The 17,259-nt window shown below is 67.3% G+C and carries 23 protein-coding genes; 9 read left to right on the top strand and 14 right to left on the bottom strand.

The window, feature by feature from the left end; genetic code table 11:
• Complete coding sequence (locus FKQ52_RS10740) at positions 1–378, top strand: hypothetical protein (protein ID WP_141627176.1); 378 nt, start codon at positions 1–3, stop codon at positions 376–378.
• Here the strand turns inward: FKQ52_RS10740 and phoB are convergent.
• From phoB to FKQ52_RS10710, 6 genes are all read right to left on the bottom strand, one after another.
• Positions 375–1,064 carry a phosphate regulon transcriptional regulator PhoB gene (gene phoB / locus FKQ52_RS10735; protein ID WP_141627175.1) on the bottom strand — a complete coding sequence of 230 codons (690 nt, stop codon included), beginning with the start codon at positions 1,062–1,064 and terminating at the stop codon, positions 375–377. The genes FKQ52_RS10740 and phoB overlap by 4 nt on opposite strands.
• A 20-nt stretch (positions 1,065–1,084) precedes the next feature.
• The gene (gene phoU, locus FKQ52_RS10730; RefSeq protein ID WP_141627174.1) at positions 1,085–1,798 is read right to left on the bottom strand and encodes a phosphate signaling complex protein PhoU; all 714 of its coding nucleotides are present in this window, start codon (positions 1,796–1,798) and stop codon (positions 1,085–1,087) included.
• On the bottom strand, positions 1,798–2,661 hold the full coding sequence (gene pstB / locus FKQ52_RS10725; RefSeq protein WP_141627173.1) for a phosphate ABC transporter ATP-binding protein PstB: 864 nt from the start codon (positions 2,659–2,661) through the stop codon (positions 1,798–1,800). Before pstB ends, phoU begins: the two co-directional genes overlap by 1 nt.
• A 5-nt stretch (positions 2,662–2,666) precedes the next feature.
• Positions 2,667–3,980 (bottom strand): phosphate ABC transporter permease PstA, encoded by a 1,314-nt coding sequence (gene pstA / locus FKQ52_RS10720; RefSeq protein ID WP_141627172.1) that lies wholly within the window; start codon positions 3,978–3,980, stop codon positions 2,667–2,669.
• Positions 3,973–5,403: a phosphate ABC transporter permease subunit PstC gene (gene pstC, locus FKQ52_RS10715; protein ID WP_141627171.1), complete on the bottom strand. Its 1,431-nt coding sequence runs from the start codon at positions 5,401–5,403 to the stop codon at positions 3,973–3,975. Before pstC ends, pstA begins: the two co-directional genes overlap by 8 nt.
• A 137-nt stretch (positions 5,404–5,540) precedes the next feature.
• The gene (locus FKQ52_RS10710) at positions 5,541–6,965 is read right to left on the bottom strand and encodes a cell wall metabolism sensor histidine kinase WalK (protein ID WP_141627170.1); all 1,425 of its coding nucleotides are present in this window, start codon (positions 6,963–6,965) and stop codon (positions 5,541–5,543) included.
• Between the two features lie 162 nt (positions 6,966–7,127).
• Here FKQ52_RS10710 and FKQ52_RS10705 point away from each other — a divergent pair, with 162 nt between their 5' ends.
• Positions 7,128–8,090, top strand: a complete 963-nt coding sequence (locus tag FKQ52_RS10705; RefSeq protein ID WP_141627169.1) for an ABC transporter ATP-binding protein — start codon at positions 7,128–7,130, stop codon at positions 8,088–8,090.
• Positions 8,087–9,481: an ABC transporter permease gene (locus tag FKQ52_RS10700; RefSeq protein ID WP_141627168.1), complete on the top strand. Its 1,395-nt coding sequence runs from the start codon at positions 8,087–8,089 to the stop codon at positions 9,479–9,481. The genes FKQ52_RS10705 and FKQ52_RS10700 overlap by 4 nt, the downstream gene beginning before the upstream one ends.
• Positions 9,482–9,592: 111 nt before the next feature.
• Here FKQ52_RS10700 and FKQ52_RS16775 read toward each other — a convergent pair whose 3' ends face one another.
• Together FKQ52_RS16775 and rpsU are read right to left on the bottom strand one after the other, a co-directional pair.
• Positions 9,593–9,718: a hypothetical protein gene (locus FKQ52_RS16775; protein ID WP_255431398.1), complete on the bottom strand. Its 126-nt coding sequence runs from the start codon at positions 9,716–9,718 to the stop codon at positions 9,593–9,595.
• Between the two features lie 135 nt (positions 9,719–9,853).
• On the bottom strand, positions 9,854–10,090 hold the full coding sequence (gene rpsU / locus FKQ52_RS10695) for a 30S ribosomal protein S21 (protein WP_141628328.1): 237 nt from the start codon (positions 10,088–10,090) through the stop codon (positions 9,854–9,856).
• Between the two features lie 189 nt (positions 10,091–10,279).
• Here rpsU and FKQ52_RS10690 point away from each other — a divergent pair, with 189 nt between their 5' ends.
• Positions 10,280–10,933, top strand: a complete 654-nt coding sequence (locus FKQ52_RS10690) for a COQ9 family protein (protein WP_141627167.1) — start codon at positions 10,280–10,282, stop codon at positions 10,931–10,933.
• Between the two features lie 35 nt (positions 10,934–10,968).
• Here FKQ52_RS10690 and FKQ52_RS10685 read toward each other — a convergent pair whose 3' ends face one another.
• Complete coding sequence (locus FKQ52_RS10685; protein ID WP_141627166.1) at positions 10,969–12,048, bottom strand: 5-(carboxyamino)imidazole ribonucleotide synthase; 1,080 nt, start codon at positions 12,046–12,048, stop codon at positions 10,969–10,971.
• Positions 12,049–12,540, bottom strand: a complete 492-nt coding sequence (purE, locus tag FKQ52_RS10680; RefSeq protein ID WP_141627165.1) for a 5-(carboxyamino)imidazole ribonucleotide mutase — start codon at positions 12,538–12,540, stop codon at positions 12,049–12,051. It abuts the gene before it with no gap.
• A 179-nt stretch (positions 12,541–12,719) separates the two neighbouring features.
• Between purE and FKQ52_RS10675 the strand changes: the two genes are divergently transcribed.
• The 4 genes from FKQ52_RS10675 to FKQ52_RS10660 all read left to right on the top strand — a co-directional run bounded on the left by FKQ52_RS10675 (position 12,720) and on the right by FKQ52_RS10660 (position 14,715).
• The gene (locus FKQ52_RS10675; RefSeq protein WP_141627164.1) at positions 12,720–13,283 is read left to right on the top strand and encodes a GGDEF domain-containing protein; all 564 of its coding nucleotides are present in this window, start codon (positions 12,720–12,722) and stop codon (positions 13,281–13,283) included.
• A 39-nt stretch (positions 13,284–13,322) separates the two neighbouring features.
• On the top strand, positions 13,323–13,592 hold the full coding sequence (locus FKQ52_RS10670) for a BrnT family toxin (RefSeq protein ID WP_141627163.1): 270 nt from the start codon (positions 13,323–13,325) through the stop codon (positions 13,590–13,592).
• Entirely contained in the window at positions 13,564–13,932 is a 369-nt protein-coding gene (locus FKQ52_RS10665; protein WP_205750741.1) for a DNA-binding transcriptional regulator, read from the top strand. Before FKQ52_RS10670 ends, FKQ52_RS10665 begins: the two co-directional genes overlap by 29 nt.
• 72 nt (positions 13,933–14,004) lie before the next feature.
• Positions 14,005–14,715, top strand: coding sequence for a hypothetical protein (locus FKQ52_RS10660; RefSeq protein ID WP_141627161.1), 711 nt, complete (start codon positions 14,005–14,007; stop codon positions 14,713–14,715).
• Between the two features lie 10 nt (positions 14,716–14,725).
• Here FKQ52_RS10660 and FKQ52_RS10655 read toward each other — a convergent pair whose 3' ends face one another.
• From FKQ52_RS10655 to FKQ52_RS10645, 3 genes are read right to left on the bottom strand one after another with little or no spacing between them, the layout of a single operon-like run.
• Positions 14,726–14,950: a YdcH family protein gene (locus tag FKQ52_RS10655; RefSeq protein ID WP_141627160.1), complete on the bottom strand. Its 225-nt coding sequence runs from the start codon at positions 14,948–14,950 to the stop codon at positions 14,726–14,728.
• A 39-nt stretch (positions 14,951–14,989) separates the two neighbouring features.
• Positions 14,990–15,472, bottom strand: coding sequence for a TIGR02444 family protein (locus FKQ52_RS10650; protein WP_141627159.1), 483 nt, complete (start codon positions 15,470–15,472; stop codon positions 14,990–14,992).
• Complete coding sequence (locus tag FKQ52_RS10645) at positions 15,469–16,056, bottom strand: UbiX family flavin prenyltransferase (protein WP_141628327.1); 588 nt, start codon at positions 16,054–16,056, stop codon at positions 15,469–15,471. The genes FKQ52_RS10650 and FKQ52_RS10645 overlap by 4 nt, the downstream gene beginning before the upstream one ends.
• Before the next feature lie 128 nt (positions 16,057–16,184).
• Here FKQ52_RS10645 and FKQ52_RS10640 point away from each other — a divergent pair, with 128 nt between their 5' ends.
• The gene (locus FKQ52_RS10640) at positions 16,185–16,358 is read left to right on the top strand and encodes a YdcH family protein (protein WP_141627158.1); all 174 of its coding nucleotides are present in this window, start codon (positions 16,185–16,187) and stop codon (positions 16,356–16,358) included.
• Between the two features lie 77 nt (positions 16,359–16,435).
• Here FKQ52_RS10640 and FKQ52_RS10635 read toward each other — a convergent pair whose 3' ends face one another.
• Positions 16,436–17,107 carry a DUF1013 domain-containing protein gene (locus FKQ52_RS10635; RefSeq protein ID WP_141627157.1) on the bottom strand — a complete coding sequence of 224 codons (672 nt, stop codon included), beginning with the start codon at positions 17,105–17,107 and terminating at the stop codon, positions 16,436–16,438.
• Positions 17,108–17,259 lie beyond the last annotated feature (152 nt).

The following is a 17,259-nucleotide window of genomic DNA, read 5'->3' as shown; positions in this document are numbered from 1 at the left end:
GTGGGTGAGGTCATGGTGATCGAGGAAAGCTTCGTAAGACTGTACGCGCACGATTTCGTCCAGATGGCCTGGCGCAGCGAGATCGGCCAACTGGTTCAGGAGCCGCTGCGACGGCGGATGGACGATCTGCGCCGACACGCCGACCTGATGCAGGTGCGCAAGGGCGCCGACCATCTGGCCGCCGTCATCACCCGACTTCGCGATGAGGCCGAGCGGTTCAATCCCCGTATGCTTCAGAAGTACGCCGATCCGGCGGGCGCCCAGAAGCGCCACCGGACATTCCTGCTGGATGTGGCCGAACAGCTTTCGGCGCCGCCGACGGCTGAGGCGAGCCCTATGTCCCTGCCGGTGACCCGGCGCGGACACCAGGGGGCTTAGCCCCCCAGATCCAGCGAGTAGCCGGCCGAGCGGACGGTGCGGATCGGGTTGACGGTGCCTTCGACGTTGAGGGCCTTGCGCAGGCGGCCGACGTGGACGTCGACGGTGCGGGCCTCGACGTAGACGTCCGAGCCCCAGACGGCGTCCAGCAGCTGTTCGCGGCTGAACACCCGGCCCGGGTGCTGCATGAAGTGGTCGAGCAGGCGGAACTCGGTCGGCCCCAGGTGGATCTCCAGACCGGCGCGGCGGACACGGTGGGCGACGCGGTCGATGACGATGTCGCCGTGGTTGATGCGGTCGTCAGCCAGACCCGGGCGGATGCGGCGCAGGACGGCGCGGATGCGGGCCGTCAGCTCGGTCATCGAGAAGGGCTTGGTCAGATAGTCGTCGGCGCCGGTGTCGAGGCCGCGGATACGGTCGGACTCTTCCCCGCGAGCGGTGAGCATGATGATCGGCAGGTTGCGGGTCTCCGAGCGGCCGCGGATACGACGGCAAACCTCGATGCCCGACAGCTTGGGCAGCATCCAGTCGAGCAGGACCAGGTCAGGGAGGCGCTCGTCGATCTGGAGCATGCCTTCCTCCCCGTCCGAGGCGACGACGACCTTGTAGCCCTCTTTTTCGAGGTTGTAGGACAGCAGCGTCGCCAGCGCGTCCTCGTCTTCCATCACCAGAACATAGGGCTGCACGTCAGACTCTCCGGTCAGTCTCAGGCGGGGGTCGGCTGGTCGCCGTCGGTCTCGGGGTTCCAGCGCGGGCGTTCGCCCGTGAACTCCAGACCGGTGATTTCGTAGTGGATGGTTTCGGCGATGTTGGTCGCGTGGTCACCGATCCGCTCAAGGTTCTTGGCCATGAACAGCAGATGGGTGCAGGCGCTGATCGTGCGCGGGTCGCCCATCATATAGGTCAGCAGTTCGCGGAACAGGGCGTTGTAGTGCTCATCGACCTCGTCGTCGGTGTTCCAGACGGCGATGGCGCGATCCACTTCACCGACCGCATAGGCGTCGAGCACGTCGCGCAGGCGCATGGAGACCAGCTTGCCCATCCGCTCGATGGAGCGGGTGAGGGGCTGCATCGGCTCGCCCTCGGCGAGGATCAGGGCCCGCTTGGCGATGTTCTTGGCCAGGTCGCCGGTGCGCTCCAGATCGACCGCCAGCTTCATCGCCGACAGGGTCTTGCGCAGGTCGGAGGCGACCGGCTGGCGCAGGGCCATCAGGCGGATGGCCTTCTTTTCGATGTCGCGGTGCATCGCGTCGAGGCGCGCGTCGCGTTCGACCACGGCCTTGGCGAGGGCCACGTCGCGGCGGGCGACGGACTCGACGGCGTCGGCGACCTGGGCCTCCGCGAGGCCGCCCATGCGGGCGACTTCGGCAGTCAGCTGGTTCAGTTCGTCGCCATAGGCCTTGACGGTGTGCTGGTTCATCAGCCGAAGCGCCCCGTGATGTAGTCGAGGGTGCGCCGCTCACGCGGATTCGTGAAGATTTCCTCGGTCGGGCCGGTCTCGACCAGACGGCCCATGTGGAAGAAGGCGGTGCGTTGCGAGACGCGGGCGGCCTGGGCCATCGAGTGGGTGACGATGACGATGCAGTAGCGCTCGCGCAGTTCGTCGATCAGTTCCTCGATCTTGGCGGTGGCGATCGGGTCCAGGGCCGAGCAGGGCTCGTCCATCAGGATGACTTCAGGCTCGACCGCGATGGCGCGGGCGATGACCAGACGCTGCTGCTGGCCGCCCGACAGGCCGGTGCCGGGCGAGTGCAGGCGGTCGGCCACCTCGGTCCACAGGCCGGCGCGCTTCAGCGAGGCCTCGACGATGACGTCCAGATCGGCCTTCGACGACGCCAGGCCGTGGATACGCGGGCCGTAGGCCACGTTCTCGTAGATCGACTTGGGGAAGGGGTTGGGCTTCTGGAACACCATGCCGACGCGGGCGCGCAGCAGGACGGGATCGACGGCCTTCGCGTTGATGTCCTCGCCGTCCATCTCGATCCGGCCGGTGACCTTGGCGTGCGAGATGGTGTCGTTCATGCGGTTCATGGTCCGCAGGAAGGTCGACTTGCCGCAACCCGACGGGCCGATCAGGGCGGTGACGGTCTTGTCGGGGATATCCAGCGAGACGTCGTACAGGGCCTGTTTGCCGCCGTAGAAGACCGACACGTCGCGCGCGGCGATCTTGGTCGGGCCGACGGGGGCGTCGCCGTGGGTCACGGTCGGGGCGGCGATGACGGTGTCTTGGGAGGCCGCGGGGCCTTCGGCGCCGTCGGCGGCGCGGAAAATCTTCGAGAACATGGGGACTACCACCGGCGTTCGAAGCGCCGGCGCAGCAGGATGGCGGCGGCGTTCATGACGATCATGAAGACGAGCAGGACCAGGATCGCGGCGGCGGTCCGCTCGTGGAAGGCGCGTTCGGACGCGTTCTCCCAGATATAGACGAGGGAGGGCAGGGCGCCCGACGGCTCGACGATGCTGTGCGGCAGGCCCGGCACGAAGCTGACCATGCCGATCAGCAGCAGGGGGGCGGTCTCGCCGAGCGCGTGGGCCATCGAGATGATGGCGCCGGTCATCACGCCGGGCATGGCCAGCGGCAGGGTGTGCTGGAAGACTGTCTGGGTCTTCGACGCCCCCATGGCCAAGGCCGCCTCGCGGATCGAGGGCGGGACGGCCTTCAGCGACGACCGGGTGGCGATGATGATGGTCGGCAGGGCCATCAGGGCCAGCACCAGACCGCCGACCAGCGGGCTGGCGCGGGGCAGGTGCATCCAGTTGATGAACAGAGCCAGACCCAAGAGGCCGTAGATGATCGACGGCACGGCGGCGAGGTTGTTGATGTTGACCTCGATGATGTCCGTGATCCGGTTCTTCGGCGCGAACTCTTCAAGGTACAGGGCCGCGCCGACGCCCAGCGGGATGGCGATGACGGCGGTGACCAGCAGCATCAGGGCCGAGCCGATGACGGCGCCCAGCACGCCCGCCAGTTCGGGCTCGGTCGAGTCGCCCTTGCTGAAGATGGCCGTGTTGAAGTGCGCCGAGACGTGGCCCTCGGCCTTCATCCGGTCCAGCCAGACGAGCTGCTGATCCGTCAGGCGGCGCTGGTCTGACGGGATGTCCTTTGAAATCTCGCCCTTGAAATAGAGGTCGGCGTCGTCAGAGGCCGGGGCGGCGATCATCACCGTCTGACCGATGAGGTTCGGCTGCTTCTGGACGCGTTCGGCGGCGACGAACTTCAGCTCCGACGAGAACAGGCCGCGCATGGCCCGGGCCTTGGTCCCCGCCGGATCGTCGGTCTCGCCGAAACGCGCCAGCTGTTGTTCGGCCACCAGCAGTTCGAAGTTCGTGCCCTGCGGATAGCCGCGATCAACGCGGGCCGGGTCCATGTAGACCGGCACGGTCACGGTGTGGGCGTAGAAGGCCGTGTGGCCCTGATCAATGATCCGGCCGAGCAGGAGCAGCAGGAAGCCCACGGCGACACCGATGGCCAGCAGGCCGTACAGCCGGAACCGGGTCTCGCGCGCATAGCGCTTCTTCAACCCGGCGCGCAGGCGGTCGACGCGGGCGTCGGCGGGCTGGGCGGTCGGGGTCACGGGGGCGTGGTCGGCTGCGTCAGTCATATTGCTGCCGGTAGGTCTGGACGATGCGCTGAGCGACGATGTTCAGCAGCAGGGTCACGAGGAACAGGGTCAGGCCGAGACCGAAGGCCGACAGCGTCTTGGGGCTGTTGAACTCCTGGTCGCCGGTCAGAAGGGTGACGATCTGGACGGTGACGGTGGTCACGGTCTCCAGCGGGTTGAGCGTCAGCTTGGCGGCCAGACCAGCGGCCATGGTCACGATCATGGTCTCGCCGATGGCGCGCGACATGGCCAGCAGCATGGCGCCGGCGACGCCGGGCAGGGCGGCGGGCAGAAGCACGCGCTTCACCGTCTCGGATTTGGTCGCGCCCATGGCGTAGGAGCCGTCGCGCAGCGACTGGGGCACGGCGTTGATGATGTCGTCGGACAGCGAGCTGACGAAGGGGATCAGCATGATGCCCATGACGCCCCCGGCGACGAGGGCCATCTGGTTCTGGACCAGCATCAGATACTGGCCCAGGCCGTCCAGCGGACCGCCGACCATCCAGCTGCCGATGGTGTTGAAGAAGACCCGCATGGCCGGGCCGACGGTCAGGGCGGCGAAGAAGCCGTAAACGACGGTCGGAACGCCCGCGAGGATTTCAAGGACCGGTTTCACCGTCGCCCGGAAGGTCGGGCCCGCGTACTCCGACAGGTAGATGGCCGAGAACAGGCCGACCGGCCCGGCGACGATCATGGCGATGATCATGATCAGGAAGGTGCCGGCGAACAGCGGCAGGGCGCCGAAGGCGCCCGACGAGCCGACCTGATCGGCGCGGATCGCGGTCTGCGGGCTCCACTGGGCGCCGAACAGGAACTCGGTGATCGGCACCGAGCTGAAGAAGCGGAAGGAGTCGTAGACCAGCGAGGCGACGATGCCGACCGTGGTCAGGACCGCGACGGCCGAACAGGCGAACAGGGCGCCGACGATCCACCCCTCGACCCGGTTGCGGGCGCGCATCTCGGGGCGGATCTGGCTGAAGACGAACAGGGCGCCCAGCAGGGCGGCGAGGGCGGCGGCCACGACGCCCGACAGGCCCAGCATCAGGTGGATGCGGGCGGCGCGCTGGCCCTCGGACGGCAGAAGTTCGGAATAGGGGGCGGGCCAGATCTGCATCGCCTCGCGCCCGGCGCCGACGGCCTGGGCGTCGGCGTAGAAGGCCTGACGACGGAAGGGTTCGAGCTGCTGCACGGCCTCGGGCGCGCCGGAGGCCATCAGCTGATGCTCAACCGGGCCGGAGAAGACCGAGGCGGCGAGCAGCACGATCAGGGCCGGGACGGCCGTCCAGATCAGCGCATAGGCGCCGTGCTGGGCCGGGCGCGAATGGGCGCGACCGGTCTTCGCGCGGCGCGCCGCGAGCGCCTGCGCGCCGAAATAGGCGGCGACGGCTGCGGCGATCAGGATCGGCAGAAAGAGCCAGGTCATGGTGATCCGGGAGGGAGAATCGGAAGGGTCCGGTCGCCCGGTTCGCCCCGCGGCGGAAACTGCCCGGGAATGGTCAGCGGATTAAGACGGCTGCATGACAGTTCTGTTACGCTGTCGGACCCCTTGTCGCAGCGCCGTCACGCGGCGGTCGCGTCGATCCGCCCGGCGGCCTTGTGGGCCACGGGGAAGTAGGCGGTGAAGACCGCGCCCTGACCCGGCGCGCTTTCGACCGTCAGGCCGCCGCGATGGCGATTGACGATGTGTTTGACGATGGCGAGGCCGAGGCCCGTGCCGGAGCGTTCGCCGCTTTTCTGGCCCTCGACCCGGTAGAAGCGCTCGGTCAGGCGGGGCAGGTGCTCGCGGGCCATGCCGGGGCCGTGGTCGCGCACGGTGATGGCGGCGTAGCGCTTGCCCGCCTCACGGTCCGGGGTGACCAGCGGCAGACGGGTGATCCCGCCTTCGCGGTTGCCGCCCGACCAGGGGGCGGAGGCTTCATCCAGCGTGACGTCAGGCCGAATGATGATCTCCACCGTGTCACCGGAGGGCGAATATTTGATTGCGTTGTCGACGAGGTTCTGGACGACCTGAACGATCTCGTCGCGGTCGCCGTGGACGGGGGCCGAGACCTCTCGGTCGTCCAGCCGCACGGTGACGTCGCGTTCAGCCGAAAGGATGCTGACGGCGTCCATGACGTCGACGGTGGCGCGGGCCAGATCGACGCGGCCCGCGGGCGGGACGTGCTCGTTCAGCTCGATCCGGCTGAGCGACAGCAGATCGGCCACGAGGCGGCTCATGCGGTCGGCCTGAACCGCCATGATGTCGAGGAAGCGGTCGCGGGCCTTGGGGTCGTCCTTGGCGTGGCCCTTGAGCGTTTCGATAAAGCCCGCCAGCGAGGCCAGCGGGGTCTTCAGCTCGTGCGAGGCGTTGGCCAGGAAGTCGACCCGCATCAGCTCCATACGCCGCACGTCGGTCTCGTCGCGCAGGACCAGCAGGGCCAGCCGTCCATCGCCGGTCGCGGTGGTCAGGGGACGGGTGAGAGCGCGCCAGTGGCGCGTCTGGGCGCCGACGCCGGAGTAGTCAGTGGTGCGATCGAGTCCGCCGAACAGGGCTTCGTCCACCGCTTCGAGCACCGAGGGTTCGCGCACCGCCGAGACCAGCAGGGCGCCTTCGCGCTGGATGCGGAAAAGCTCGCGCGCGGCGGCGTTGGCCAGCATCACCCGCCGGCCCGCGATATCGTCCGCCTCGCCGCCCGAGATGACCAGAACCGGGTCGCCCAAGGCCTCGAAGGCGCTGTCCAGAAGGCGAGGGTCGGCCACGTCGGTGAGATCCGGCGCGGCTTCCGCCTCGGCGTCCGCGACGGCGGCGGAGCGCGGTCGACGGTTGATCGCCCAGGTCGACACGGACACCAGAAGCGCCGCGCCGATCAGCCATGGCGCGAGCGTGGGCTGGAAGATCGCGAGCAAAAGCAGCACGACGACCGACACCCCGGCGCTGGCCCCCACGGTCCATAGGCGCGAGGCCGAGGACGGGGCGACGGGGGACTGTGCGGCTTCGTAGGGCATTGCCATCCGGGATGGAGCGAGGCGGGGCAGGGCGACGGTGAGTCGTATGCACCGAACATGACACGGAATTCATGACAATCGACCCGCGAACCATCCTGAGGCGGGTTGTCAAACTTCCTTTACACCCATAGGCTTCGCTCAAGTTGTAATGGAGGGGCCCGAATGACGGCGGCATTGACGCTGGAGAATGTGAGCAAGCGGTACGGCGAGTTTCAGGCCGTGCGCGACCTCAGCTTTGAGGTGCCCAAGGGCTCCATCTGCGGGTTCCTGGGACCGAACGGGGCTGGCAAGACCTCGACCCTGCGGATGATCCTTGGACTTCAGCCCGCGACGTCGGGCCGGATCAGCATTCTGGGCGCCGACGACGGCCGCCGGGTGCGCGACCGGATCGGCTTCCTCCCGGAAGAACGCGGACTCTACAAGAAGATGACGCCGGTGGACGCCATCGCCTTCTTCGGCTCGCTGAAGGGCCTGCCGCTGGGCGAGGGGCGCAAGCGGGCCAAGGAGATGCTGGACGCGCAGGGGCTGGGCGCCTCCAAGCGCAAGAAGATGAAGGAGCTGTCCAAAGGGATGGCCCAGAAGGTTCAGCTGATCTCGTCGGTGGTGCACCGGCCCGAGTTCGTGATCCTGGACGAGCCCTTCTCGGGGCTGGACCCGGTGAACCAGCAGGGACTGGAGCAGATGATCCGGGGGCTGGCCGCCGATGGGGCGACTGTCCTGTTCTCGACCCATGTGATGCAGCACGCCGAGCGGCTGTGCGACAAGGTCGTGCTGCTGGCGCGGGGCCGAAAGGCCTTCGAAGGCACGGTCGCGGAGGCGCGGGCGACCTCGCGGCGCTTCCTCGAGCTGGAGGGCGCGATTGACCCGGATCAGGCCGCCCGCCTGCCGGGGGTGACCGGTATCGAGGTGCTGTCCGACGCGGATGGCGTGCGGGTGCTGAAAGCCGCGATGGCGCAGGGTGCGCACGGGCAGGATGCGCTGAAGGCCGCCTTCATCGGCGGGCTGGACGTGCGCCGCTTCGAACTGCGCGAACCGACCCTGCATGACGCCTTTATCGATCTGACGGGCGTTCGGCCCGATGTCGATCAGTCCGTGAAGTCGACCGGCGCGGAGGCCGCCCGATGAACCGCATGTTCCTGATCGCGCGGCGCGAATACGCCGCCTACGCCATGACGGTGGGCTTCTGGGTGTCGCTGCTGGCCTTCCCGGCGTTCGCCGTGCTGGGCGGCGCGGTGCCCGCCCTGATCCGATCGTCCGAGCCGGTGCGCGAGGTCGTCATCGTCGAGGAAGGCCCGCAGGCCGCCGGTCTGGCGGCCTCGATCCAGGACGCCCTGCGTCGGGACGCGGACCGTCAGCGCGAACGCGCCGACGAAGCGGTGAAGAAGGCGACCGCCGCCAGCGGCGGGGTCAGCAATCCGGCGGCGACCCAGGGCGCGATGGCCGCCCTGTCGCGTCCGCCGCTGAAGATCGTCGACACCCCGGCCGATATCGCCTCGGCCGCGCCGGGTCAGACGCAGGATGCGGCTGTGCGTCGTCACCTGTCGGACGAGACGCCGAAGGACGAACGGCTGGACGCCGTGGTCTTCCTGACCCGGGACGCGCAGGGCAAGCCCGCCGCCCGGGTATGGAGCGCCCGCGCCACCGACGACACGGTCGAGGACTTCGTCCGCGACGCCCTGCGCTCGGCCAACCGCAAGACGGTGTTCGAGGGCGCGGGCATCGACGCCGGCGTCGTTGAAGCCGCCGAGCAGTTCCGCCCGGACGTGAAGGCCTTCTCGCCCCGCTCCGCCGGAGACGGCGAGGTGTCGTTCCGCGACCGTCTGCCGATGCTGATGGGTCTGGCCGGGGGCTTCCTGCTGTGGTCGCTGATCATCACCGGGGCCTCGATCCTGCTGAACAGCGTGATGGAGGAGAAGTCGAACAAGATCCTTGAGGTCCTGCTGTCCTCGGCGTCCGCGACGGAGATCCTGGCGGGCAAGGTGCTGGGCGTGGCGATGCTGACCCTGACCATGATGCTGGCCTGGGGCGGGCTGGGCGCGGGGGTTCTGATCGCCTTCCAGCCCCAGTATGCGGTCATGGCGGGCGACGTCCTGTGGCAGGGTGGAATGCTGGCCTGGTTCATCGCCTTCATGGTCGGCGGCTATCTGATGTACGCGGTGCTGTTCGCGGCCATCGGCGCCTTCTGCGAGACGCCGCGTGACGCCCAGACCCTGATGGGCCCGATCATGATGGTGCTGGTCGTGCCGATCATGATCATGACCATGACCCTGCGTTCTCCGGATGCGCCGCTGATCCAGTACCTGTCATGGGTGCCCTTCTTCACGCCCTTCCTGATGATGGCGCGGCTGCATTCGGACGTGCCGCTGGTCGAACTGATCGGCGCACTGGCCGGGATGTTCGCCTTCGCCCTGCTGATGGTGTGGGTCTCGGGCCGGGCCTTCCGCGCCGGCGCCCTGTCGGATGTGAAGCTGAGCTGGAAGAGCTTCGTCGGCGCGGTCCGAGGGGGAGGCAACTGAGGGCCGCTTCCCTCTCCGTAGAGAAGCGCAATTGAAAAGGGCCGCTCCATCGGGGCGGCCCTTTGATTTTTCGGTCTGTGGCTGGTGTCCCTGCTTGGGTGCGCCGGCGGCTCAGACCCCCTGGAAGGAACCGGTCAGCAGCTTCACCAGCAGGGGCGCGGTCAGGATGCCGACGGCCGATACGACCACGACAAGCCCGCCGATCACGAACAGCGCCTTCAGCATGCGATCCTGCATCGTCCAATTCCTTGTTTGCGTCCCAAGGTTGAGGCGGTCAGGGGCGGGGACGCAACAAGACGAAACAGCGCATGAAAAAGGGCCGCCCCGGTGATCCGGAGCGGCCCTTTGATCTTTCAGCCTTGCGGCCCGGTGTTACCGGGGAGCGCGGGGCTTCGGAGCCGGCAGCAGGCCTTCGCGCTGGGCGCGCTTGCGGGCCAGCTTGCGGGCGCGACGGACGGCTTCAGCCTTCTGGCGAGCGCGCTTTTCCGACGGCTTTTCGTAATGCACGTGACGCTTCATTTCGCGGAAGCTGCCTTCGCGCTGCATCTTCTTCTTCAGGGCCTTGAGGGCCTGATCGACGTTGTTGTCGCGGACGAAAATCTGAACCAGGTGAAACTCTCCTTTGGCCGCCCGCCGCGTCCTGTGAGGGAGACGGGCAGACAAATAAAATTCTTGCTCCCGAACCGAGGGGCTCGCGAGGGAAGGCGGGCAGATACACGAGCCCACCCGGTCTGTCCAGATCGTCGCGGCACATTGTGAAGGCTCGAAACGCCCGCGCGACAGGCCTATGCTGCGTTCATGACACAGACGCCAGAACCGGATTGGGCCGACCGCATGGAGCAGGCCGTGCTGGACGCGGCCATCGCCCGAGCGCCCGTCTTGGGCTGGAACGCGCGGCTGGTGCGGGCGGCCTGCGAGGACAATGGCCTGTCGCTCGGGGATGAGGAACTGCTGCTGCCCAACGGCGCGCGCGATCTGGCCGCCCTGTTCTCGCGCCGCCATGACGACCGGGCGCTGGAGGCCCTGTCGGCGGTGGAGCCTGCGTCGCTGAAGATTCGCGAGCGAATCGCCCGCGCGGTGTCGGAACGGCTGGAAGCTGCGGCAGCCGATCTGGAGGCGGCGAAGAAGTGCGCGGCCTTCCTGGCCCTGCCGGTCAACGCCGATCTGGGGCTGAAGCTGGCATGGGAAGGCGCCGATCAGATCTGGCAGTGGTCCGGGGACACGGCCACGGACTGGAACCACTATTCCAAGCGCACCATCGTGTCGGGCATCCTGATCCCGGCGCTGACCATGCGTCTGTTCGACGGCAAGGCGCGCGCCGACGCCTTCGTGGCCGCCCGCATCGAGAACGTCATGACCTTCGAGAAATGGAAGGCCGGCAAGGATTTCGACGCGCCGCTGCGCAAGCTGACCGAGGCGCTGAGCCGGGTCAGGTACGGGGCGAAGGGGTAGGCGCCTTACCCTCTCCCATCGGGAGAGGGGGCGGGCTACAGCCCCGACACCCGGTTCACATGCGCCATTTTCCGGCCCGGGCGGGCTTCCGCCTTGCCGTAGAGATGCAGGCGGGCGTCGGGTTCGGCGGCGAGCGCCTGCCACTGATCGACTTCGTCGCCCAGCAGATTGGTCATCTCGACGCGGGCGTGCGGCTCGGTGGGGCCCAGAGGCCAGCCGGCGACGGCGCGGATGTGCTGTTCGAACTGGTCGCAGACGCAGCCGTCCTGGGTCCAGTGGCCGGTGTTGTGGACGCGCGGCGCGATCTCGTTGACCAGCAGGACGCCCTTGCCGAGGTCGAACAGCTCGACCCCCAGCACGCCGACATAGTCGAGGCCGTTCAGGATGGCGGCGGCGATCTCGCGGGCGCGGGCGTCGGTCTTCGTATCGACCTCGGCCGGTGCGAGGGTGGTGCGCAGGACACCGCCCTCGTGAATGTTCTCGCCCAGCGGATAGACGGCGAGCTGACCCTCACGGCCGCGCGCGGCGATGACCGACAGTTCGCGGGTGAAGGCGGCTTTCGCCTCGAGGATGGCGGGCTTGCCGTCGATGGCGTTCCAGGCGTCGGCGGCCTCGGAGAGGGCGCGGACCCAGACCTGGCCCTTTCCGTCATAGCCCTCGCGGCGGGTCTTCAGCAGGGCGGGGACGCCGAGGCGCTCCAGACCGGCGACCAGATCATCGACGCTGTCCACGGCGGCGAAATCGACGGTGGTGGCGCCGACGCTGTTGAGGAAGGTCTTTTCGTCCACCCGGTCCTGGGCGACGGCGAGGGCGCGGGCGCCCGGCGCGACCCGGGCGCCGCTGTCCATCAGGGTCTGGACCGAGGCGGCGGGGACGTTCTCGAACTCGAAGGTCACGGCCTGCGCCACGCGGCCCAGCACCTGAAGGGCGGTAGGATCGTCATAGGCGGCGATGACCTGCCTCTGTGAGACCCGGCCCGCGGGGCTGTTCTCTTCGGGATCGAGGATGACGACATTGAAGCCAAGGCGCGAGGCGGCCTGGCTGAGCATGCGGCCCAGCTGTCCGCCGCCGAGGATGCCGAGGGTCGAACCGGGGGGGAGGGGCAGTCCGGTCACTCAGTCCTCGACCGTTTCAAGCACGGAGGCGGTCTGGGCGTCGCGGTAGGCGGTCAGCCGCTCCATCAGCGCCGGATCGTTCAGCGCCAGAATCTGACCGGCCAGCAGGCCCGCGTTCTTCGCCCCCGCCTCCCCGATGGCGAGCGTGGCGACGGGCACGCCGCCGGGCATCTGGACGATGGAGAGCAGGCTATCGAGGCCCTTGAGCGCCCTGGACTGAACCGGCACGCCGAGAACCGGCAACTCGGTCATGGAGGCCGCCATGCCGGGCAGGTGGGCCGCGCCGCCGGCGCCGGCGATGATGACCTTGAAGCCCGCGGCGCGGGCGCCGGTCGAGAACTCGACGAGGCGTTGGGGCGTGCGGTGGGCGCTGACGACCTTCGCTTCCCAGGCCACGCCGAGTGCGTCGAGGGCGTCGGCGGCGTGTTTCATGGTCGGCCAGTCCGAACGACTGCCCATGATGATCGCCACCGGCGGGGTCTCGGTCGCCATGAAAGCCACCCTTCACATCTCGAGTTCGGCGCAGCTTGTCCGAAAACCGGTGCCCACTTTTCGGGCTGCGCCGACGGAAAGCGGCGCGATACAGGACTCGCGTTGCGCCCGCAACCGACCGCGTTAGGCTCAGGTCGGGCCGGACGTGTTGAGTCGCCGGTCGTAGAGCGCCTTTCCCAGTGACCGACGCGGCCGTCATCGACCCCTATGCCGAGATCGAGCGGCTGCGCGCCGAGCTCGAAAGCCTGCGCGCGCGCGCCGAGGCGGCCGAGGCGGCGGCGGATCACGACGTCCTGACGCCCGCCCTGAACCGTCGCGGGTTCGTCGCGGCGATGAAGAGCGCCATGGCCTATTGCCAGCGTCACGAGACCCCGGCGGTGCTGCTGTATCTCGATCTGGACGGCTTCAAGGGCGTCAACGACCGGCTGGGGCACGCGGCGGGGGACGCGGCGCTGGTGCATGTCGCCACGATGATGAAGGCCAATCTGCGCGAGTCGGACGCCCTGGGCCGTCTGGGCGGGGATGAGTTCGGCCTGCTGATGCTGAACGCCGGGCTGGACGAGGGGCGCGAGAAGGCGCGGCGTCTGGCGGAGACGCTGCGGTCAGAGCCGTTCGAATTCGAAGGGCAGGCCACCGGACTGGGCGGCTCGTTCGGCGTGCGCGCCTGGGCCGGGCAGGCCGATCCGGAAATCTGGCTGGCCGAAGCCGACGCCGCCATGTGGGTCAGGAAGAAGGGCCGGTAGTTCTCAACTGCGGAGATTCCGTATATACGGGAGGTATGCGTGGAGTTCGAATGGGACCCGGACAAGGCTGCGGCGAACCTCAGAAAGCATGGGGTGTCGTTCGAAATCGCCACGCAGGTGTTCTTCGACGAGAATGCGGTCTTCGAAGACGATCCCTACGCCCAAGGCGAGTACCGGCAGACCGTGACTGGCTACTCGGATCTGGGAATTTTGCTGGTCGTTTTTACGGAACGCCATCTCGACGTCATCCGCATCATCTCAGCCCGGGAAGCCTCGCGTCATGAGCGAAGACAATATGGTGCGCTATAGGCCTCCCCCGGGGGGCTACAGGATCACCGAAGAAGATCGACGTCGCTTTGAGGCGATGACCGAGGAAGAGCGGTACGCCGCCGCCCTGTCCGATCCGGATTGCCCGCCGCTGACCGAAGAGCAACTGGCGCGGATGAAGCGGATCACCATCGCGCGGTCGGCGCGCTGGCGTTCGGGGATGACGCAGCAGGCCTTTGCGGACGCCTTCGGGTTCACGCTCGGGCGACTGCGCGATCTCGAGCAGGGGCGGACACAGCCCGACAAGGCAACGGAATCCTATCTGCGCCTGATCCGTGAAGACGCGAAGGCGGTCATCGAAATGCTGGCCAAGGCGGCCTGAGCCGTTTCGGCTCGCTCATTTTGGCGACAGCTCTCTTTTACTGTACTGCTCCCATGCAATCGGGAGGGGTCCATGTCTGCAATCAAAAATCGAACGTTGCCTTCTATCGGCGGCATCCTGCTGCTTAGCTTGGTCGGTGCGTGTGCAACGCCGAGATATGGCTACGTGCCGAGCGTTCAGGAGATTAGTCGGCCTCCCCTTGATATCGTATCCCGGGCGGGCGTCGGTGAGCAGATGCTCGTACAAGGGCGATTCGAAGAAAGAGACGCACTCCGCCTGCCGGAAGAGGTCCGCGTTGGCTCTTTGGGGGCGTATACTTTCACTCCCGGACACTATGTGAAGGTCGGCGGTGAAGGCTCCGTGGGCTTTTATACGCAGAGCGCGGTCCCCGGGAGCGGCATCGTTCGGGTGGCGCCGCTAGCTGACCCGTTCCAGGTCATCGAATTCAATTCCGAGACCAAACAGATCTGCGGTGTGACGGTCCTGAATCTCAAAGTGTGCCGCCCCGTTCCGAGCGCGACTTTGGAGCGCATTCCGATCCAGAGTGATAATTCGTTTCAGCAAACGTTGCTTTATAGCGGTCGTGTGGGCACAAAAATCAACATCGGATACCGCGAATTTTCAGCGAACATGGCGCGGCCCGCGTTCAATAACGATGTTGAGTATGATCTGAGCGAATCCCGGATCATCGGGTACCGGGGGGCTCAAATCGAAATCATCAATGCCACCAACGAGTACATTGAGTACCGGGTGTTGAGGAATTTCAACTTGGCGGCTCGCTGAGCCGTTTCGTCTAGGCGATGATGTCCGGCAGGATGCGGGCCTCGATCTTCACGATCTCGTCCTTGAGAGTCAGCTTCTTGCGCTTCAGGCGGGCGATCATGAGCTGGTCCGGAATCGGCATATGGCCGAGCGCCTCGATGGAGGCGTCGAGATCGGCGTGCTCGAGCTGGAGGTCCTTGAGGCGGGCGTGCAGCGCCAGTTCTTCCTCGGACAGGAAAGGTTCGTCGTCGTTCATACTCAGTCCCCGGACCCGGCGATCATAACGTGCCGCCGGTCAGGCCGGAAGGCGTTCTGCGAAGAGTTCAAGCGATCGGCGCGGGGTGATCGGCGACCACTCGCGGGCCACGGCGATCAGGGCGGGCAGAACCGGTTTCGCGGCTCCGGCGGGCGCGGGCGCAAGGGCTTCCAGCGTGGCCAGCAGGCGTTTTTCGGCGTCCAGCTCTATGGCCTTCACCTGGGCGCGGATGGCTTCGCGGTCGGCATCCTCGAAGTCAGGCATGCGGCTCTTGAGAGCGCGACGGACGGCGCGAAGGGGGGCGACGGCGGTTTCCTGCCAGACACGGGCGGTATCGCAGGCCGCCTCGATGTCATCAGCGTCGGGGACGCGGCCGGTGCGGGCGCACCACGCGGCCCACAGGATGAGGGGCAGGTTCTGGCCCTGGGCGTCCTGAAGATCGAGGGCGGCGGTATGGACAGCGGCGACCGCCCAGGCCCGCAGCGACCAGTCCCAGAGGCCGAAGGTTTCGGTATCGCTCATTTCAGGCCGTCCCAGCGCTTCACCGCCGTCCAGTCGAGGCCGAAGACGTCCAGCGCCCGTCCGACGGACTGATCGACCATCTCGGCGATGGTGGTCGGCTTCGCATAGAAGGCGGGCAGGGGCGGGGCGATGGTGGCGCCCATCTCGGCCAGGGCGGTCATGGTGCGCAGGTGGCCGAGGTGGAAGGGCGTCTCGCGCACCATCAGCACCAGCGGACGGCGCTCCTTCAGCGCTACGTCGGCGGCGCGGGTCAACAGGGTGGAGGTCACCCCGGTGGCGATCTCGCCCATCGTCCGCACGGAGCAGGGGGCGATCAGCATGCCCATGGTCCGGAAGGAGCCCGACGCGATGGTGGCGCCGACGTCATTGAGCTTGTGAACCACGTCCGCGCGGCCGGTCAGATCGTCGGGAGACAGATCGGTCTCCTGCGACAAAGTGAGCAGGGCGGCGCGGCTGACCACCAGGTGGCTTTCGACCTCAAGTTCCCGCAGGGCCTCGAGGGCGCGGATCCCGTAAGTTATTCCGGATGCGCCGGAAATTCCGACGATGAGCCGTCGGGGCGGGTTCCGTACAGCTCCGTTCACATCTTCGGCCAAATCGGGCTCCAGGGTCGGGATGTCCGGCAGGCCGCCAGCCTCACCGGAATGTGATTCTACAGGCGGTCAAGCCGGGCGCTCACTCTAGTGGTCCCTTAGACATGGAGGCGCAAGCCATGACCATCGAAGCTCGTATCCGCGAACTGGGAAACCGTCATCGCAACCTGGATGAGACCATCCAGCGCGAGATCCGGAACCCGGCAACGGACTCGCTTCGCGTAAGGGAGCTCAAGCAGCAGAAGCTTCGGCTCAAGGAAGAGATCACCAGTCTGGAGGCGCGTAGCCACTAGGTTCACGCCTCCCGAAATGACGACGGCCCCGGAGAGAGATCTCCGGGGCCGTTTTAATTCTCCCCCGGGCGGGGAAGTTAGTCGCGGGCGCCGAAGACCGACTCGGCGGTCGGTTCGGCGCCGCGGCGCTCGCGCTCCTCGGGGACGAACTCCGGTTCGGCATCCTCGACCGGGGCATCGACGGCCTGCAGGGTGGCGCCGCCACGCTTGGCGTCGTCCTTGGCCTTCTTCTCGGCGGCCTTTTTGACCAGCTCGTCCAGCGCCAGCTGGCCGACGAGGCCCAGGGTCACCGGGTCGACCGGCTTGATGTTGGCCGAGTTCCAGTGCGTGCGGTTCCGCACGGTCTCGATGGTGGCCTTGGTGGTGCCGAGCAGCTTCGAGATCTGGGCGTCGGTCACTTCCGGGTGGTTGCGGACGAACCATGCGATGGCGTCCGGGCGGTCCTGACGACGCGAGACCGGAGTGTATTTCGGCGCCGGCTTGGCCGACTTGAGCAGTTCGGCGTGGCGGCTGACCACGGCCTTCATGCGGTAGTTCGAATCGTCCTGGGCCTTGTCCAGCTCTTCGCGGGTCAGCTGTCCGCCGGTGATCGGATCGACGCCGCGGATGTCGCGCGCCACGTCACCGTCGGCGATGCCGCGCACTTCCAGCGGATGCAGGCCGCAGAAGTCGGCGATCTGCTCGAACGTCAGCGAGGTGTTGTCGACCATCCAGACCGCGGTGGCCTTGGGCATCAGAATGTCGGTCATAAGCGTATTCGCTTCCTGCTTTGGACCCGTCACGGCGGGTTCCGGATACGACGGCGCCCGACCTTTCGGCCGGGCGCTGATGGTACGGATATAGGCCTATTCGCGGGAAAAAGAAACGATCTCGAACAAAGCCGTACAGCAACGGTTCACCT

This window comes from Brevundimonas sp. M20, assembly GCF_006547065.1.
Taxonomy (GTDB): domain Bacteria; phylum Pseudomonadota; class Alphaproteobacteria; order Caulobacterales; family Caulobacteraceae; genus Brevundimonas.
This window is presented reverse-complemented; position numbering and strand designations above follow the sequence as displayed.

Bases quoted from the DNA above. Each gene is read 5' to 3' on its own strand.
- FKQ52_RS10710 (WP_141627170.1), bottom strand. From the start codon at position 6,965: ATGCCCTACGAAGCCGCACAGTCCCCCGTCGCCCCGTCCTCGGCCTCG.
- FKQ52_RS10635 (WP_141627157.1), bottom strand. From the start codon at position 17,107: ATGACCGACATTCTGATGCCCAAGGCCACCGCGGTCTGGATGGTCGAC.
- pstB (WP_141627173.1), bottom strand. From the start codon at position 2,661: ATGTTCTCGAAGATTTTCCGCGCCGCCGACGGCGCCGAAGGCCCCGCG.
- FKQ52_RS10655 (WP_141627160.1), bottom strand. From the start codon at position 14,950: ATGAACGACGACGAACCTTTCCTGTCCGAGGAAGAACTGGCGCTGCAC.
- FKQ52_RS10705 (WP_141627169.1), top strand. From the start codon at position 7,128: ATGACGGCGGCATTGACGCTGGAGAATGTGAGCAAGCGGTACGGCGAG.
- FKQ52_RS10660 (WP_141627161.1), top strand. From the start codon at position 14,005: ATGTCTGCAATCAAAAATCGAACGTTGCCTTCTATCGGCGGCATCCTG.
- FKQ52_RS10690 (WP_141627167.1), top strand. From the start codon at position 10,280: ATGACACAGACGCCAGAACCGGATTGGGCCGACCGCATGGAGCAGGCC.
- FKQ52_RS10700 (WP_141627168.1), top strand. From the start codon at position 8,087: ATGAACCGCATGTTCCTGATCGCGCGGCGCGAATACGCCGCCTACGCC.
- FKQ52_RS16775 (WP_255431398.1), bottom strand. From the start codon at position 9,718: ATGCAGGATCGCATGCTGAAGGCGCTGTTCGTGATCGGCGGGCTTGTC.
- purE (WP_141627165.1), bottom strand. From the start codon at position 12,540: ATGGCGACCGAGACCCCGCCGGTGGCGATCATCATGGGCAGTCGTTCG.
- phoU (WP_141627174.1), bottom strand. From the start codon at position 1,798: ATGAACCAGCACACCGTCAAGGCCTATGGCGACGAACTGAACCAGCTG.
- FKQ52_RS10665 (WP_205750741.1), top strand. From the start codon at position 13,564: ATGAGCGAAGACAATATGGTGCGCTATAGGCCTCCCCCGGGGGGCTAC.
- FKQ52_RS10640 (WP_141627158.1), top strand. From the start codon at position 16,185: ATGACCATCGAAGCTCGTATCCGCGAACTGGGAAACCGTCATCGCAAC.
- pstA (WP_141627172.1), bottom strand. From the start codon at position 3,980: ATGACTGACGCAGCCGACCACGCCCCCGTGACCCCGACCGCCCAGCCC.
- pstC (WP_141627171.1), bottom strand. From the start codon at position 5,403: ATGACCTGGCTCTTTCTGCCGATCCTGATCGCCGCAGCCGTCGCCGCC.
- FKQ52_RS10650 (WP_141627159.1), bottom strand. From the start codon at position 15,472: ATGAGCGATACCGAAACCTTCGGCCTCTGGGACTGGTCGCTGCGGGCC.